This window comes from Zobellia laminariae (assembly GCF_030553095.1).
Classification (GTDB): Bacteria; Bacteroidota; Bacteroidia; order Flavobacteriales; family Flavobacteriaceae; genus Zobellia; species Zobellia laminariae.
The window spans coordinates 2,435,980-2,453,311 of sequence record NZ_CP130738.1 but is presented as its reverse complement, the minus strand read 5'-3'; the positions used below and the strand labels follow the sequence as shown (position 1 = coordinate 2,453,311).

Here is a 17,332-nt window from a genome sequence, read left to right as displayed (position 1 = left end):
TTTATAAAGACTATAGGTATTCGTTTAGAATTCCAATAAGCGTATTAGCATCTTGTTCTCCACTCTGGCGCCATACCATTTCACCTTTCTTGTAAATCATTAACGTAGGCAACCCCTTAACACGAAGTGCTTGGGCAAGCTCTTTATTCTTATCTACATCAATTTTTATAACCTTGCCTTTATCACCTAAGGCAGCAGCTACATCGCGCAAAACGGCATGCATTGCATTAGATTGCTCGTTCCAATCCGCATAAAAATCCAAAAGAACAGGAATTTTTAAATCTATTAGTTCACCAAACTTTGACATAGGTAGTTATTGGGTTAAGAGCCAAAAGTAAGAAAAATTGTTAAATTGCCACCTATAGCCCAAATTTTATAGACTTTTGGAGGCGTTAAAATCGTGTTAAGCTTTCTTTTTAAGCGTAATTACGGTTATCTCGGGCCAAATACCAACTCTACCCGGATACCCTAAAAAGCCAAAACCTCTGTTCACATTTATATACTGACCAAGCTCATTATACATACCCGCCCAATATCTATAACGCCATTTTACCGGGCTCCATTTTATCCAACCGGGTATTTCTATACCAAACTGCATACCATGCGTATGGCCGCTTAGAGTAAGATGATAATGATAATCATCATGCAACACCACATCTTCCCAATGAGATGGATCATGACTCATAAGAATTTTAAAATCGTCTTTATCAATATTAGCGACTGCCTTTTTGAGATCACCTGCTTTTTTGAAGCCGCCTCTACCCCAGTTTTCAACACCTACCAAAGCAATCTTATCATTGCCTCTCTGTAAATATCTGTTTTCATTCAATAAAAGGTCAAAACCTATATTATGCTGAAGAGTTTTCAAATCCTCTAAATTTTGATGCTTAGCTTCTTCTGTATCCCAATCTACATAGTCTCCATAATCGTGATTTCCTAAAATCGAAAACTTACCATCTTTAGCGTCAAGAGTTGCAAAAAGGTCAGCCCAAGGCTCCATTTCGGTAGCCATGTTGTTAACCAAATCACCAGTAAAAAGAATAACATCACTTTTTTGCTTATTTATAAGATCAATGGCATATTCAATCTTTTTTCTATTATCAAAACTACCACTATGCACATCGGATATTTGGGTGATTTGATAACCATCAAAACCATCGGGCAAATCATCAAACTCCAAATTATATTTAAGAACTTTAAAATTATATTTCCCTTTATACATTCCATAAAGCAATGCTCCAAAAGGAATTGAAGCTAAACCAAGACCAATTATACTCAAAAATTTGCGACGTTCTGGCAGAGTAAATTGCTTTGATTCTCCCGAAAATTTAAAGTAAACACTAGACAAAAACCGAAAGATATCTTCCGAAAACAGGAACAATATAGTCACCAACTCAAAAGACAGAACGGTTAGTAAAAACCCGAAAGCATAACTTTTTGGCCTACTAAGCACCCTTCCTTCTTCCTCTCCAAATGTAAATTGATAGATGAAATTCCCTAACACCATAACAGCTACCGTAATAAAAAGATAGTATACCCAAGGGAATCTGGTTACAGTTTTTAAAGCCTGCAAAGTATAGAGGCCCATGACAACATAAGCGATAATAAATATAATCCAACGTAGCATAACCACAAAGGTATTTTAATCTAGCTTTAGGATCGCCCCAATTAGATTTTATTTAACCCTATTTACTATATCTATGATTGTTCCTGAGTCAGTTACGGCAATTTCCACATCTCGTAAAAATGAAGGGGAATTCATGGAAACCTTGTCAGTATAGGGCAAGGTTCTTAAAAATTTTGCTCCCGATAGATGAACAGCGTTAAAACCTCCGCTTTTAAAATCCATAACATTTACTGGCCGCACCCCTCCCCCAAGGCATTATAGAACAAGTTGAAGCTTTCTCATGAAGACTTTTCAAAAGACCTAATCCTTCAGGAGCGGATTTCTGCTGGCCTGAGGTTAATATATAATCAACATTTAATGCTTCTAATTGTGACAAAGCTTCAAAAGGATCTTCCACCCAATCAAATGCTCGGTGAAAAGTAAACTTCAAACTTCCTGAAGCTTCAATCAGTTCCCATGGTTCGATCAGTATCTACTGAAAAATCAGCTTTTAAAACACCTGAAACAATACCTTCAAAACCAAGTTTGGCGCAAATAGCAATGTTCTCTTTCATGACTTCAAATTCATCCGTAGTATATGAAAAATCACCACTCCTGGACGAATCAATACATGAACCGGAATAGAAATTCGCTCACGAACGCTTTTTAATAAACCATATGATGGCGTAATTCCACCCACGGCAAGTTCAGAGCAAAGCTCTATACGGTGGGCACCAGCCTTTTGGGCATTTAATGCAGATTGCAAGGAATTGGCACAGACTTCTACTAGCATTTTACTTATATTTAATGCCCAAGTGGCATTTTAAAACTACGCCTAAAATAGAAATCTCAAGACCATGCAAAGAAGAAAGTTCTTAAAAAATTCGACTGCCGCAACGGCCGGTCTAATTTCAGCTCCTTTATTGGCTGCCCAAAACAATACATCTCCCGCCTCATTAACGAATGAAGTAACACCTATAAAACCTATAGTCATATGCACTTGGGACTTTTTTAACGCCTCTTCAAAAGCATGGGACGTATTAAAAGAAGGCGGCTCTTCATTAGATGCCGTAACTGAAGGTGTCATGGTAGAAGAGAATGATGTGGACAACCAAACCGTTGGTATTGGTGGTAGACCTGATCGCGATGGCAATGTTACTTTGGATTCCTGTATTATGGATAAAGATGGCAATTGTGGCGCCGTGCTGGCCATGCAAAATATAGCCAATCCTATTTTAGTTGCCCGGAAGGTCATGGAAGAAACCCCGCATGTTATGCTTGCCGGAAAAGGGGCTGAACAATTTGCTTATGAAATGGGGTTCAAGAAAACCAACCTCCTTACCGAGAAATCAAAACAAGAATGGATTGAATGGAAAAAGACCTCTCAATACAAACCCATAATAAATATTGAAAATCATGATACTATAGGTATGCTTGCTATTGATGCTAACGGTGATATTTCTGGCGCTTGTACCACGAGTGGAATGGGCTATAAAATGGCTGGCCGTGTAGGCGACTCCCCAATAATTGGCGCTGGGCTTTTTGTTGATAATGAAGTTGGCGGCGCTACGGCAACTGGTGTAGGTGAAGAAGTGGTCCGCACAGTGGGTAGTTTTCTCATTGTTGAATTAATGCGACAAGGAAAATCACCTCAAGAAGCCTGTAAAGAAGGCGTAGAACGAATTATGGCAAAAAATAAAGGTCGAAATGATTTTCAAATAGGGTTTATAGCCATCAATAAAAAAGGAGAAACGGGAAGCTATTGCATTCACATGGATTTACTTTTCGGTCGTATTCTAAAGAAGGACACGTAAATAATCCTTCTAAAAGTTATATCAAATCTTAAAACACTAAAAAGAATTCAAAAACTTAACTAGCTTTGGAACCTTTTGAAAAACTATAGCATGCCAGAACAAAAACGACTTTTCTTACTAGACGCCTACGCACTTATTTTTCGTGGTTATTATGCCCTCATAAAAAACCCAAGAATAAATTCTAAGGGCATGGACACTTCCGCCATTATGGGTTTTATGAATTCACTTTTTGATGTTATTAAACGTGAAAAACCAGACCATTTGGCCGTATGTTTCGATAAAGGAGGAAGCGCCGAGCGTACCGAATTATTTCCAGAGTACAAGGCAAACCGAAATGAGACTCCTGATGCTATAAAAATTGCGATACCTTATATACAAGATATACTTAAGGCAATGCATATTCCATCAGTCGTTCTGGAAGGTTGGGAAGCAGATGACATTATAGGTACGTTGGCAAAACAGGCCGAAAAAGAAGATTACAAAGTTTTTATGGTTACTCCTGACAAAGATTTTGGTCAGTTGGTTTCGGAGAACATATTTATGTATCGCCCTGCAAGAATGGGTAATGGCATAGAAATATGGGGTATTCCAGAAATACAGAAACGTTTTGGCGTAGAGCGCCCCGAACAAGTAATTGATTACTTGGGCATGATGGGTGATGCTAGTGACAACATACCTGGATTACTGGAGTTGGTGACAAAACCGCTAAGAAATTTATTGAGCAATTTGGCTCTATGGAAGGTCTTTTAGCGAATACCGATAAGCTGAAAGGCAAAATGAAAGAAAAAGTTGAAGATAATAAGGAACTCGGTCTTCTTTCTAAAAAGCTTGCTACCATTTGTATTGAATGTGATGTTACCTTCAATGCAGAAGATTACGAAATGTCTGTTCCCGACAGCGAAAAAGTACAAGTTATTTTTGAAGAACTTGAATTTAGACGGTTAAAAGATCAGTTCATTAAAATATTTTCAGGAGAAGTAGAACCTCAAACACAAGTCGCAAGTACTGATACGGCAAAAAAAGAAGCATCAACATCATCATCTGCCGGCAGCGGACAATTCTCTCTTTTTGGAGGCGATGGCGCAAGTGCTGCTACAATAACAGACAGCTCTAGCAGAAAAACGATTAAAGACATATCTCACGTTTACCAAAGTGTGGCGCCTTATAGTATGGCCATGAAACTATTTGTTCAAAATCTAATGAAACAGACTTCTGTTTGTTTTGATACGGAAACCACTTCGTTAAATCCGTTGGAGGCCCAACTTGTAGGTATTGCTTTTTCTTGGGAGGCAACAAAAGGATATTACATTCCATTTCCAGAAGACAAGAAAGAGGCCCAAGAACTTATAGAAATTTTACGCCCTTTCTTTGAGGCAGAAAACATTGAGAAAATAGGCCAGAACCTTAAATATGACATCAAGGTTTTAGATAAGTATGCTATTAAGGTAAAAGGCATGTTCTTTGATACCATGTTAGCACACTACCTTATCAACCCTGATATGCGCCATAATATGGATGTACTTTCAGAAACATATTTAAACTACACCCCTATTTCAATAACCGAACTTATTGGAAAAAAAGGAAAGAACCAATTGAACATGCGTGATATCCCTTTGGAAAAGCAAACGGAATATGCAGTAGAAGATGCCGACATCACTTTTCAATTAGCGGAACATTTTAGACCAGAACTTGCAGAGGCAAAGACTGACATTCTTTTTAAAGATATTGAAATTCCATTGCTACATGTTCTAGCGGACATGGAACTAGAAGGCATCAATCTAGATGAGAAATTCTTGAATTCCCTTTCCGAAGACCTTAACAATGATATTAAAAATCTGGAAGATAAAATCTATGAAGCAGCTGGTGAAGAGTTTAATATAGCATCACCAAAGCAACTAGGCGAAATTCTCTTCAGCAAAATGAAATTGGTAGACAAGCCCAAAAAGACCAAAACAGGTCAGTTTTCTACAGCTGAAGATGTGCTTTCTTATTTAGCAAAAGACCATGAAATCATTAAAAATGTATTGGATTATCGTGGGCTAGCTAAGCTAAAAAGCACCTACGTAGATGCATTACCAGAACAAGTAGAACCAACAACTGGAAGAGTACATACAGATTATATGCAAACCGTTGCCGCTACCGGCCGTTTGAGTAGTAACAATCCAAACCTACAAAATATTCCTATCCGTACCGAAAGAGGTCGCCAAGTTCGTAAAGCCTTTGTCCCTCGCGATGAAAACTACATTTTATTAGCTGCGGATTATTCTCAAATTGAATTACGTATTATTGCTGCATTGAGTGAAGAGACTACCATGATTGAAGCTTTCAAGAATGGAGAAGATATTCATTCTTCTACTGCTTCAAAAGTATTTAATGTGCCTATTGAAGAGGTAACTCGCGAACAAAGAAGTAATGCCAAAACGGTAAACTTCGGAATCATTTATGGAGTTTCAGCATTCGGATTGAGCAATCAAACTGACTTATCTCGCTCGGAAGCCAAAGAATTAATTGAGACGTATTACAAAACCTATCCAAAGCTTCGGAGCTATATGAGCGATCAAATAAATTTTGCTCGTGATAATGGATATGTCCAAACTGTTCTAGGCAGAAGACGTTATTTAAAAGATATTAACGGAAGTAATGCCATAGTTCGTGGTGCTGCGGAACGTAATGCCGTAAACGCCCCTATTCAAGGTAGTGCTGCTGACATTATTAAGATAGCAATGATTAACATCCATAAAAAACTTGACGAAGGCAACTACAAATCCAAAATGCTTTTACAAGTACATGATGAATTGGTATTTGATATTTTCAAACCAGAATTAGAGGAATTAAAGGATGTCATAAAATCCGAAATGGAGAACGCCTATAAATTATCTGTGCCCTTAGATGTTGAAGTTGGTATTGGGCAAGATTGGCTAGAGGCGCATTGAGCCTAATTTTGAGGAAGATACGATAATTACAAAGGGTGTTTCGTCGAAAAAATTGTGGTTACCAGAATATTAGGGTTTATCTTACGTTAGTTTTTCTTTAACATATCTCAACCCCATGATCAAAAGTTCCCTCGCGCTTCTAATAGTATTTTTTTGGTCAGTTTTTTCTTTTTCACAAACTAATCTATTTGAAAATGGCAGTTTAGAAAATTGGTCTGGTTCTCCAGAGAAACCATCTAATTGGGATATATTAACTGCTCCAAGCTTTTCCAAAACTACTGATGCAAATGATGGCGGTTTTGCTATTAAAATTCCTTTAACAGAAAGTTTCGGCCCCTACAAAGCAATTCTTGAGACTATAGGCACTAACAATATTGAGCTTTTAGCAAATACTACCTATACATTTTCTGTAGATTATAAGGTAACGAGCACAGCAACGGTACAAGGCATTACCGCTTACATTTTACGGGATGGAGGTATTCAAGTAAAAACAGAGTCACAAAACCCACCAGAGGATGGTGCTTGGCATACGCTCACTTTTGACTTCACAACTTCTTTTGCAACAGAACATTCTGTAGATATAGAGCTTACAGCAAATGGTGTTGGAGCAGAGATAATATTAGATAATCTCAAATTACTGGGCGAAGCAACTAATCCTGACAGGGAAGCTTTAATCGCAATATATAATTCTACAGATGGAGCCAATTGGGATACCACTTGGGATTTAAACGATGAAAACATTGACAATTGGCATGGTGTTACACTTAGTTCTGGCAGAGTTCTTTGGCTTAACCTTAGGGCCAATAATCTTCAAGGTCCAATTCCAAATGAAATCGGTGATTTAACAGAGGCTACAAGAATAACTTTTGATAATAATAAGATTACGGGAAATATTCCAGAAAGCTCAAAACCTCAGTAAACTGGAATCTTTTAGAGCCGGTGGAGAAAGGTCTTTTGAAGGTTTTACCGGAAGTATTCCCGAAGGACTAGTAAATTTACCCTCCCTAACAACTTTAGACTTAAGTACTAATAGTTTATCCGGTGAAGTTCCTGTGTTTAATTCTACAACCCTAACAACAATTTCTATTCGCAATAATGCTTTTATATTTGAAGATTTACAAAATACTCTTCAAAATAGTGCCAATCCAAGTATTATCATTTATGACAACCAGCGTAAAATTGACACAGAACTTGATATCCCTGTGAATGTCGATGCTGGAGAAAGTGTTACGTTATCAGTGACAGAAACTTCCAGCGCTAACAATTCTTACCAATGGCAAAGAAACAATATAGATATAGCTGGCGCAAATAGCTCCACTTATACCATAAATAACATCGCTACATCTGATGCGGATGGTCAAATTTACGACTGTGAAATAACAAATTCAATAGCAACAGATTTAACATTATCAAGAAATGGAATTCGACTTATTAAGAATGATGACACAGACAATGATGGTGTAACAAACATAAATGATGATTGTCCAAATACACCAACAGGTCGAACTGTTAGTTCTAGAGGGTGTTCGCAAAGTCAATTAGATGATGACAATGACGGAGTAACCAATAACAATGACAACTGTGCAAACACACCGATCGGAGAAACAGTAGATACAAACGGGTGTTCCTCTTCTCAATCCGATGATGACAATGACGGAATAACCGACAACTCTGATAATTGCCCAAACACACCAACAGGAGAAACAGTAAATGCAAATGGGTGCTCAGAAAGTCAGCTGGATGATGATAATGATGGAGTAACTAACAACCTAGACAATTGCGCCAACACACCTGCAAATACCACGGTAGATGCGAACGGTTGTCCGATAGTGGTTAATAATGATGCAGATGATGACGGTGTTACAGATGATAATGACCAATGCCCTAACACCCCAACAGGAGAAACAGTAAACGCAAATGGGTGCTCTCAAAGCCAATTAGATGACGACAATGATGGAGTAACTAACGACCTGGACAATTGCGCAAATACACCTGCGAATACTGCAGTAGATGCTAATGGTTGTCGTATAGTGGTTAATAATGACGCAGATGATGACGGTGTTACAGATGATAATGACCAATGCCCTAACACCCCAACAGATGAAACAGTAAATGCAAATGGATGTTCCGAAAGTCAGCTGGATGATGATAATGATGGAGTAACTAACAACCTTGACAATTGCGCCAACACACCTGCAAATACCACGGTAGATGCGAACGGTTGTCCCGTAGTAACAAACAATGATGCAGATAACGATGGCGTAGAAGATGCAAATGATAACTGCCCTAACACTCCAACAGGTGAAACGGTAGACACAAATGGATGTACCATTGTAAATAATACAGGTCAGGTCAATTATTTACAAAATTTTAGTTTTGAAAATTGGTCAGGCTCACCTATAACTCCAGATAAATGGACAATAACCAATTTTAATAATATTATTAGAAATACCGAAGCTACAGATGGCGACTATTCTTTGGAACTTGATTTAGACAATTCTTTACAATTTAAAACAGAACTACAAAATACCACTCCTATACAATTGGCAACAACCACGTCATATGCATATAGTTTTGATTATAAAATAAAAAGAGGAGACAATGTTAGTGCAGAGCTTCAGGTTACAAAAGATGGAAACTCTTTTGGAATTCGGATAGCCCAAGAGTATTTTAGTTTTGTAAGTGATAATACTTGGCATACAGTATCGTTCCAGTTTGACACCAACGATGTTGACGAAGAGCATATTTTTAAACTTCTTTTTAGGTCAAACACTACAATTACAGGAATTATTCAGGTTGACAATATGCGAGTACTTGGAGAGGCATTGGCAGACACCGATAATGATGGTGTCTTAGATGCTAATGATTTATGCCCGAACACACCAACAGGAGAAACAGTAAATGCAAATGGATGTTCCGAAAGTCAATTAGATGATGATAATGACGGAGTGACCAACGACCTTGACAATTGTCCCGACACGCCTGCGAATATTATAGCAGATGCGAACGGTTGTCCGGTAGTGGTTAATAATGATGCAGATAATGATGATGTTACAGATGCAAATGATAATTGTCCTAACACACCAACAGGAGAAACAGTAAATGCAAATGGATGTTCTGAAAGTCAATTAGATGATGATAATGACGGAGTGACCAACAACCTTGACAATTGTCCCGACACGCCTACAAATATTACAGTAGATGCGAACGGTTGTCCGGTAGACGTAAACAATGATGCGGATGACGACGGTGTCACAGACGATAATGACCAATGCCCTAACACGACAACAGGAGAAACTGTAGATACAAATGGTTGTACCTTGACATCACCTTCTGAACCTAATATACCTAATGAAAGTATTCAGGTAAAAGTTTCCAGTATAACTTGTCAAAATTCTGAAAATGGTGAAATTTCAGTAAGTTTTGACGAAGATTATTTATATACAGTTCAGATAACTGCCAGTCTACTGGATAACACCTTTGACAATATCAGTAGATCAACTGGGCTGGTTCGTTCTGACTTACCTGCTGACTCCTACAATGTTTGTGTTACCATACCCGAATTTCCAACTTTCGAAAGATGTTACACGGTCCAAGTTGAAACCCCAGAAGATTTTAAATCTGGCAAAATCAATATAGATAATGGCAAAAAAACAGGTAAACTAGTAGTCTCAGGAAGCAAAAACTATTCCCTTAAGGTTAATCAAAAAGAGTTTAATTATACCTTCGGAAATACGGGAAACCAAGAATTATCGTTTAAACTAGATGATGGCTTAAATACTATAGTAACAACAACCGACAAAGAATGTCAAGGGAAATATGTTGAAAACGTTCTCCTAAATACAGTTCGGACTTTTCCAAATCCAACTACTGACAGTGCAACAATTACAGGTGTTGAAAATACTGAAAAAGCTACTATTACAATCTATACCTTTAACGGAAAAATGCTCAAAAAAATTGAACAAAAAATCAATAACTCTTCCGTTACTGTATCACTAGCTAACTTGCCCATTGGCACTTATATAGTACGCATTCTTTCAGATAGCCAAGACGTTCAAACTAAAATTGTAAGAAAATGAAAAACCTACTAAAGTTTACGTGTTGCCTATTTTTGCTTGCTGCATGCAAAGGGAATAAAGAAGATTTAATTGATCAAGTTTTACCTGCAATTCCTGAAACAGAACTTGGCGCCTTTAATCTGGTGTTTCCCGACAACAACCTAATTTGTACAGAAGGAGAAGACCAGATAAACGATGAATTAGCCATAGAGTTTCTATGGTCAAAATCAACCAGTGCCTCTTCTTATAAATTAGATATAACAAATCAAAATACAGGAAAAGTGATTTCTACAACCTCAAATACGGAGTCAAAATCTGTTACACTACCCAAAGACACACAATTCTCTTGGAGTGTTACTGCGGTGTTAGAGGATCAAGAAGAAAAAAGCACGGCCTGGAGCTTCTATTCGGAAGGAATCGCGGAAGACAATTTTGCGCCATTTCCTGCCGAAATAAGTATAACCGACAATACTGACGGCACAGTTAAAATAGATTGGCCCAGTACAGATTTAGATAATGACATAGTTAGTTATGACATTTACTGGGGCACAACAGCAACCCCAGAGCTATTGCTTTCTCAAACAAAATTAACTAGCGTTTCAAATCACCCAATAGAGTATGGTACCACCTACTATATAGTGGTTATTACCCAAGATACTCAAGGTAATTCATCAACTAGCAAAACACAATTCACTTTTGAAAATTGATGTTTTATAACCAAGCTTCATAAAATTAAGCAGTCTTCTAGCGAAGATTTTATCGATTAACATACAAAACCCGTCCTTTCACAACATTTTTTCGTTGAAAGAGCTTTACATCTTTACTTTTATACTCCTATTCGAAACGGAATTAGGTATAGTAAATTTGAAATGAAAACATTAATATCACTTTTTATCATTCTTTTTTTCGTCTATAACAGCCAAGCACAGGATGGTACGGAACGTAGTATTGGTCACAATACAACTGTATCTTCAGAAAAAAAAGTAAAGGTATTCCCTAACCCTGCTAGTAATGTGGTAAATCTTCTAGGCTTAAAAAATACGGCCAAAGCAGATATATCTATCATGGATATTTACGGTAATACAGTGCTTTCCCATTCTTGGGAGATTCGTAGAAACGCAATTAGCATCCCAATATCTTCGCTAGATTCTGGAGTGTATATCATTACTATCCATTCCAATGAACAAAAAGTTCATACCAAATTCTACAAACAATAAAGTGTAATTTTACTTTTAGCTTTTTGATGTATCATATATAATAAGGTATAATCCAAATTGGATTTGAAATACCAATCCTCCCTCCTAGTCCCTTCAATAATTTTTCAATTCTCGAGAAACAATCGTTCTAAGTCTTAGTTTTTATCTAAATTCGCCCAAGAAATTGAACAAGAGCGTTTTTAACTAAAAATAATAGTGAAACACCACTTGTTTTTCAATAGAATTAGTGTACATTTGCAGCCCGTTTAACGGGATTGAAGTGTTTAATTAAAAAGTAACCGTAGTGGATACATTAAGTTATAAGACCGTTTCTGCCAATAAAGCAACCGTTGATAAGCAATGGCTATTAGTTGATGCAGAAGGAGAGACTTTAGGCCGCATGGCTTCTAAAGTTGCCAAAATGCTTAGAGGAAAACATAAGCCAAATTTCACCCCTCATGTTGATTGTGGTGATAATGTGATTGTTATCAATGCTGAGAAAATCAATTTGACCGGAAACAAATGGGACGACAAGACCTATTTGCGTTACACAGGTTACCCTGGTGGCCAACGTGCAACTTCTGTGAAAGAGCTTTTGGCTAAGAAACCTGAGCAAATCGTAGAAAAAGCGGTTAAAGGTATGCTTCCAAAAAACAGATTAGGTGCTGAACTTTTCAGAAACCTTAAAGTTTTTGTAGGAACTGCTCATGATCACGAAGCACAAAAACCACAGGTTATCAATTTAAAAGAATTTAAGTAATGGAGATCATTCATAAAATCGGCAGAAGAAAAACAGCGGTTGCTCGTGTGTATGTTTCAGAAGGAAAAGGAAACATTACCGTAAACCAGAGAGATCTTAACGATTATTTCCCAACGGCTACTCTTCAGTACAAGGTTAAACAACCTTTTGCTCTTACCGAAAACGAAGAAGCTTACGACGTAAGCGTAAACGTATACGGTGGTGGTATTACTGGTCAAGCAGAAGCTATACGCTTAGCTCTTTCTAGAGTTATGTGTGAGATTGACGAGGAGCACAGACTAGTTCTTAAACCAGAAGGTTTATTAACTCGTGACCCTAGAATGGTAGAACGTAAGAAATTCGGACAGAAGAAAGCTCGTAAGAAATTCCAGTTCTCTAAACGTTAATATTACAATACGATTATATCGATACCCGCCCTTTGGTGGGTATCATTTTTTATATTTTTTAATCAAAGTTCATTGAAAGTTCGCTTTAAGCGGATAAATTAAAAACTATTTTCTTTTAGAGAATAGTTATTCGGGAGACCTGAGAACATCTCATGTTTAAAGGCACCGATAGTTTAGCATCTAAATGCTTGAGGCTTTCCTTTTTTAAAGGAATACCACTTAGGCATTGCCAATTCATAAGAACGTAAACTAAATTCAAATGGCGAAAGTCGAAGTAAAACAATTATTGGAAGCAGGTGTACATTTTGGTCACCTTACACGAAAGTGGAACCCTAACATGGCGCCCTACATCTACATGGAGCGTAACGGTATTCACGTTATCAATCTTTACAAAACAGTTGCAAAATTAGACGAGGCTAACGAGGCCCTTCAAAAAATTGCTGCATCTGGGAGAAAAATTCTTTTCGTAGCTACGAAAAAACAAGCAAAAGATATTGTTGCTGAAAAAGTAGCAAACGTAAACATGCCTTACATCACAGAAAGATGGCCTTATGGCATGTTGACCAACTTCGTTACCATTCGTAAAGCGGTAAAGAAAATGGCAACTATTGACCGTATGAAAAAAGACGGTACGTTCATGACTTTGTCTAAAAAAGAACGCCTACAAGTTGATCGTCTTCGTGCTAAATTAGAGAAAAACTTAGGTTCTATTTCTGAAATGACACGTTTACCTTATGGCGCTTTGTTTATTGTTGATACTATGCGTGAGCACATTGCTGTTAAGGAAGCTCAGAAATTGAACATTCCAATTTTCGCAATGGTAGATACCAACTCTGACCCAAGAGATGTTGATTATTTGATTCCATCTAACGATGATGCTTCAAAATCAATCGATATTATCATGACAGAAGTTACCAATGCAATTGCAGATGGTCTTGCTGAGCGTAAATCTGAAAAACAATCAGGTAAAGAAGGTTCTGATGAGCCTAAAGCTGAGAAAAAGAAAAAGCTGCTGCTAAACCTACTCCTGAAGCAGTAGATACTAAAGCTGCGCCAGTTGTTGCTAAAACACCTGAACCTACAGTAAACGTTGAAGCTACTAAAGAAGCAGTTGCTAAAGATAGCGCACCTGTTGATCTTACTAAAGTAGAAGGTATTGGCCCAAAAGCTGCTGAAGCATTAGTTAACGCTGGTTTTGACTCTTACGCTAAATTAGCTGAAGGTGATCCAGAAAAAATTAAAGAAATCCTTACTGAGGCAAGTTCTAGAATGGCACACCTTGATCCAACTTCATGGCCAAAGCAAGCTAAAATGGCTGCCGATGGTAAATGGGATGAGCTTAAAGTATGGCAAGACAATACTAAAGGAGGTGTAGAGTAATTTCTATTCTACCTTATAGTAAATAAAATAATAACATAACATTTGTTTTAAGATAGAGATGAGAATTCACTCTATCTTAGAGCAAATTGAAAAATAGGACACAAGATGGCAAAAATTACAGCCGCAGAAGTAAACAAATTAAGACAAGCTACTGGCGCAGGAATGATGGACTGCAAAAATGCCTTAGTTGAAGCTGAAGGAGATTTTGACAAAGCAATTGAAGTTCTTCGTAAAAAAGGACAGAAAGTAGCTGCAAAAAGAGCCGACAGAGATTCATCTGAAGGTGCTGCAGTTTCTAAATTGAATGCAGACCAAACAGCTGGTGTTGCAATCGTATTAGGTTGTGAAACTGATTTTGTTGGAAAAAACGAAAACTTCTTAGCATTAGCAAATCAAATTGCTGATATAGCTTTGAACTGTGATTCTAAAGAAGCTCTTTTAGAATCTGATTTTGGAGGAATGACTGTTGCTGAAAAATTAATTGAGCAAACAGGAGTTATTGGTGAGAAATTAGAAATCACCGCTTTCGAAAAATTAGAAGCTCCTTATGTTGGAACTTATGTTCACATTAACAAGATTGCTGCTTTAGTTGGTCTATCATCTAGAGTGGATTCTGCTGAAGTTCTTGCTAAAGATGTTTCTATGCAAGTAGCTTCAATGGGCGCAAAAACTTTGTCTTACAAAGATTTTGACCCTGCGTTCATTGCTGCTGAAACAGAAGCTAGAATTGCTGTTATTGAAAAGGACAACGAAGAACTTGGTCGTTTAGGAAAAACGCTTAAGAACGTTCCTAAATACATTTCAATGGCTCAATTAACTGATGAAGTTATGGCTCAAGCTCAAGAAGATGCGAAAGCACAATTGAAAGCTGAAGGCAAGCCAGAGCAAATCTGGGATAAAATTGTTCCCAGAAAATAGAAAGATTTGTTTCTGATAACACCACTTTGGATCAAGAACAATGTTTATTGGACCAAAATTTCATCAAAGACGAGAAAATTAACGTTGCAAAATACGTTGCATCTTACGGAGATGTTTCTGTTACAGGCTTTAAGCGTGTAACAGTAGGGTAATCCTACAACAAACTAATTCAGGAAAAACCGCACTAGCTTAATGTTAGTGCGGTTTTCTTTTTTATTACGTATACTCTTTTGAATATTTCCACTAAAAAACCGTCATACTAAAATATGACGGTTTTTTTTACTTTCAATTTTCTTTTCTCCACTACCCTTTCATCCAGACTTCTCTCAGTTTTATTGCTTCGGCACTGGCATTTTTATCTGCAGCTATAGTCTCTACTTTTAAAGTTGGGCTACCTACTTTCCCTTCTAGCTCAATCTCTTCATCACCTCGCTTAACGGTCATCTTAATATCAGTATCCGGAGACCAACCAAAACTCTTACCAATAATAGGTCGTATAGATTCTAATGTTACAGGCTCATCATTAATACTTTTTATAATATCACCACCTACAGCTCCCAAATCTTTAAAGAAACTATTAAGCTTAATTCCTTTTCGAACAAAGACAATGCTTTCATCACCTTGATCAACATCTATAAAAGGATCTTCCCCATTTAAGAAATAACCTGTTTCCTGTTCTACCAAATCAGCTTTCAAACCAACTTTAGACAAATAGTCATTATAATTAATAGGCGTACTACCAATAACATAAGTGTCAAAAAAACCACGTATTTCAGGGTAAGTCATAGATACAATTTCATCAATCAACTTATCATCTTCAAAAGGAGTATTATTGCCATACTTTTTTGTTAGTTCTTTCATTAACCAAAGCACTCCTTTTTCTCCATTACTCAATTCACGCAACTGAATATCCAACACCATATTAATAAGAGCTCCTTTTTCATAGACATTGGCATAGTTCTTTTTATAAGGCTCTACCAAGATATTTTTACTCATCTCCGTAAAGGACATTGCGTCATCATATGATTTTGCATTATTAACCTTATCCATCATTCGTTGATAAAACTCAGCTTCATCAATAAGCCCTTGTTGAATTTGAAAAAGATTGGCAAAATATTCCGTTGTTCCTTCATACATCCATAAATGTTGAGACATTTTAGGATTGTTAAAATCAAAATACTGAACCTCTTTAGAATGTACACTCAACGGAGTAACAATATGAAAGAATTCATGAGAAACCACATCTACCATAGCCTGCTCCAATCTTTCCTTTGGCATTGCCTCAGGCAATACAACCACAGTAGAAGTATGATGCTCCAAAGCTCCAAAACCAGAGGCGTCATCTGCCTCCATTGTAGAAAGGTACAATAGAATATTATAAATTTTAGTACCATTAATGTCTCCCAAAAAAGTCTTCTGAGCACCCATCATTTTTTCCATTCGGTCTTTTAAACTTAAAGCCGAATAAATTCCGGTTGGCGAATACACACTCAACGATACGGTAATTCCATTTATCTCAAAAGTCTCCGTATTAGGTTTCGCATAAAGAATTGGATTATCAATTACATCAAAATACCTGTTCGCAGTAAAAACATCTACATTAGCAACTGATGTTTCTAACTTTTTAGGAGTTAACGAAGTTGAAGCTATTAAATCTGCCGGTCTAATAATAGACAATTGGTAGGGCACTTCCTTTAACATATTAAAATACCCTACGAAACCATGCAAATTAAGCATAAAAGTCTTTCCTGCATTTATATTGGTTCCTGATGGAGAAAAAACTTTACCCTTCACTTCGCCTTCCGTATCATACGTATCATTTACAAAATAAGTAACCTTATCCAGATTTTTTCCATTGGAGATTTGCCATGTATTATCATCTGTTTTAGAAAAAGACAGCTCTTTTCCGTCATAATCAAAAGCCTTAAATCCTTCTATATACTGACCGTAATTATCTGTACTATATGTACCATAAGGTACAGTTTTTGGTATATAAAATAAAACTTCGTCCGTTGTAAAACTTCCAGGATCAACTGTTACAGAAACCTTATCATCAACTACATTTTTCAAATCCAAAGTAGCCAATACTGGTGCCTTATCAGCTGTTATCAAAGTTTTTGTCGCCCCACAACTGGCAAGTAGTACTGCAAAAGCAAGTAAGGAAATTTTTCTCATTGTATATATTTTAATACTAAATTGTAAGTAATACCCTAATTTTTAAGGGGGTTGCAAGATTATAAAATTTAACAGAATACCACATCATTATTAGGAAATAATTAAG

At 37.0% G+C, this 17,332-nt stretch carries 12 protein-coding genes and 5 pseudogenes; 11 read left to right on the top strand and 6 right to left on the bottom strand.

Going from position 1 to position 17,332, the window contains the following annotated elements; all coding sequences use genetic code 11:
- Positions 1-10: 10 nt before the first annotated feature.
- From Q5W13_RS11710 to Q5W13_RS24985, 5 genes and pseudogenes are all read right to left on the bottom strand, one after another.
- Positions 11-307 (bottom strand): thioredoxin family protein, encoded by a 297-nt coding sequence (locus Q5W13_RS11710; RefSeq protein ID WP_155594819.1) that lies wholly within the window; start codon positions 305-307, stop codon positions 11-13.
- Positions 308-403: 96 nt separating this feature from the next.
- Positions 404-1,627, bottom strand: a complete 1,224-nt coding sequence (locus Q5W13_RS11705) for a metallophosphoesterase (protein ID WP_304446413.1) — start codon at positions 1,625-1,627, stop codon at positions 404-406.
- Positions 1,628-1,675: 48 nt separating this feature from the next.
- Entirely contained in the window at positions 1,676-1,849 is a 174-nt protein-coding gene (locus Q5W13_RS24995; RefSeq protein WP_368662535.1) for a hypothetical protein, read from the bottom strand.
- Positions 1,839-2,057: a copper homeostasis protein CutC gene (locus Q5W13_RS24990; protein WP_368662534.1), complete on the bottom strand. Its 219-nt coding sequence runs from the start codon at positions 2,055-2,057 to the stop codon at positions 1,839-1,841. Before Q5W13_RS24990 ends, Q5W13_RS24995 begins: the two co-directional genes overlap by 11 nt.
- Before the next feature lie 13 nt (positions 2,058-2,070).
- Positions 2,071-2,399 (bottom strand): annotated as a pseudogene (locus Q5W13_RS24985) (copper homeostasis protein CutC).
- Positions 2,400-2,463: 64 nt separating this feature from the next.
- On the opposite strand from Q5W13_RS24985, the pseudogene Q5W13_RS11695 reads away from it, so the two are divergent.
- From Q5W13_RS11695 to tsf, 11 genes and pseudogenes are all read left to right on the top strand, one after another.
- Positions 2,464-3,452, top strand: a pseudogene (locus Q5W13_RS11695) (isoaspartyl peptidase/L-asparaginase family protein).
- Between the two features lie 58 nt (positions 3,453-3,510).
- Positions 3,511-6,353, top strand: a pseudogene (gene polA / locus Q5W13_RS11690) (DNA polymerase I).
- A gap of 115 nt (positions 6,354-6,468) precedes the next feature.
- Entirely contained in the window at positions 6,469-7,272 is an 804-nt protein-coding gene (locus Q5W13_RS11685) for a carbohydrate binding domain-containing protein (RefSeq protein WP_304446412.1), read from the top strand.
- Positions 7,220-10,432 carry a thrombospondin type 3 repeat-containing protein gene (locus Q5W13_RS11680; RefSeq protein ID WP_304446411.1) on the top strand — a complete coding sequence of 1,071 codons (3,213 nt, stop codon included), beginning with the start codon at positions 7,220-7,222 and terminating at the stop codon, positions 10,430-10,432. Before Q5W13_RS11685 ends, Q5W13_RS11680 begins: the two co-directional genes overlap by 53 nt.
- Entirely contained in the window at positions 10,429-11,118 is a 690-nt protein-coding gene (locus Q5W13_RS11675; RefSeq protein WP_304446410.1) for a fibronectin type III domain-containing protein, read from the top strand. The genes Q5W13_RS11680 and Q5W13_RS11675 overlap by 4 nt, the downstream gene beginning before the upstream one ends.
- A gap of 162 nt (positions 11,119-11,280) precedes the next feature.
- Positions 11,281-11,628 carry a T9SS type A sorting domain-containing protein gene (locus Q5W13_RS11670; protein ID WP_304446409.1) on the top strand — a complete coding sequence of 116 codons (348 nt, stop codon included), beginning with the start codon at positions 11,281-11,283 and terminating at the stop codon, positions 11,626-11,628.
- A 283-nt stretch (positions 11,629-11,911) separates the two neighbouring features.
- Positions 11,912-12,367, top strand: a complete 456-nt coding sequence (gene rplM, locus Q5W13_RS11665) for a 50S ribosomal protein L13 (protein ID WP_162524431.1) — start codon at positions 11,912-11,914, stop codon at positions 12,365-12,367.
- Positions 12,367-12,753, top strand: coding sequence for a 30S ribosomal protein S9 (gene rpsI, locus Q5W13_RS11660; RefSeq protein WP_155594825.1), 387 nt, complete (start codon positions 12,367-12,369; stop codon positions 12,751-12,753). Before rplM ends, rpsI begins: the two co-directional genes overlap by 1 nt.
- Before the next feature lie 259 nt (positions 12,754-13,012).
- A complete protein-coding gene (gene rpsB / locus Q5W13_RS11655; RefSeq protein WP_304446408.1) occupies positions 13,013-13,792 on the top strand; it encodes a 30S ribosomal protein S2 in 780 nt (259 codons plus the stop codon).
- A gap of 116 nt (positions 13,793-13,908) precedes the next feature.
- Positions 13,909-14,013 (top strand): annotated as a pseudogene (locus tag Q5W13_RS25815) (helix-hairpin-helix domain-containing protein); the annotation flags it as partial.
- Between the two features lie 225 nt (positions 14,014-14,238).
- A pseudogene (tsf, locus tag Q5W13_RS11650) lies at positions 14,239-15,203 on the top strand (translation elongation factor Ts).
- Positions 15,204-15,354: 151 nt separating this feature from the next.
- Here the strand turns inward: tsf and Q5W13_RS11645 are convergent.
- Positions 15,355-17,226: a M61 family metallopeptidase gene (locus tag Q5W13_RS11645; RefSeq protein WP_304446407.1), complete on the bottom strand. Its 1,872-nt coding sequence runs from the start codon at positions 17,224-17,226 to the stop codon at positions 15,355-15,357.
- Positions 17,227-17,332 lie beyond the last annotated feature (106 nt).

What these genes read in the sequence shown, in the direction of transcription:
- rpsI (WP_155594825.1), top strand. Translation starts at nt 12,367, where the DNA reads ATGGAGATCATTCATAAAATCGGCAGAAGAAAAACAGCGGTTGCTCGT.
- Q5W13_RS11645 (WP_304446407.1), bottom strand. Translation starts at nt 17,226, where the DNA reads ATGAGAAAAATTTCCTTACTTGCTTTTGCAGTACTACTTGCCAGTTGT.
- Q5W13_RS11675 (WP_304446410.1), top strand. Translation starts at nt 10,429, where the DNA reads ATGAAAAACCTACTAAAGTTTACGTGTTGCCTATTTTTGCTTGCTGCA.
- Q5W13_RS11685 (WP_304446412.1), top strand. Translation starts at nt 6,469, where the DNA reads ATGATCAAAAGTTCCCTCGCGCTTCTAATAGTATTTTTTTGGTCAGTT.
- Q5W13_RS11710 (WP_155594819.1), bottom strand. Translation starts at nt 307, where the DNA reads ATGTCAAAGTTTGGTGAACTAATAGATTTAAAAATTCCTGTTCTTTTG.
- Q5W13_RS11705 (WP_304446413.1), bottom strand. Translation starts at nt 1,627, where the DNA reads ATGCTACGTTGGATTATATTTATTATCGCTTATGTTGTCATGGGCCTC.
- Q5W13_RS24995 (WP_368662535.1), bottom strand. Translation starts at nt 1,849, where the DNA reads ATGGATTTTAAAAGCGGAGGTTTTAACGCTGTTCATCTATCGGGAGCA.
- Q5W13_RS11670 (WP_304446409.1), top strand. Translation starts at nt 11,281, where the DNA reads ATGAAAACATTAATATCACTTTTTATCATTCTTTTTTTCGTCTATAAC.
- rpsB (WP_304446408.1), top strand. Translation starts at nt 13,013, where the DNA reads ATGGCGAAAGTCGAAGTAAAACAATTATTGGAAGCAGGTGTACATTTT.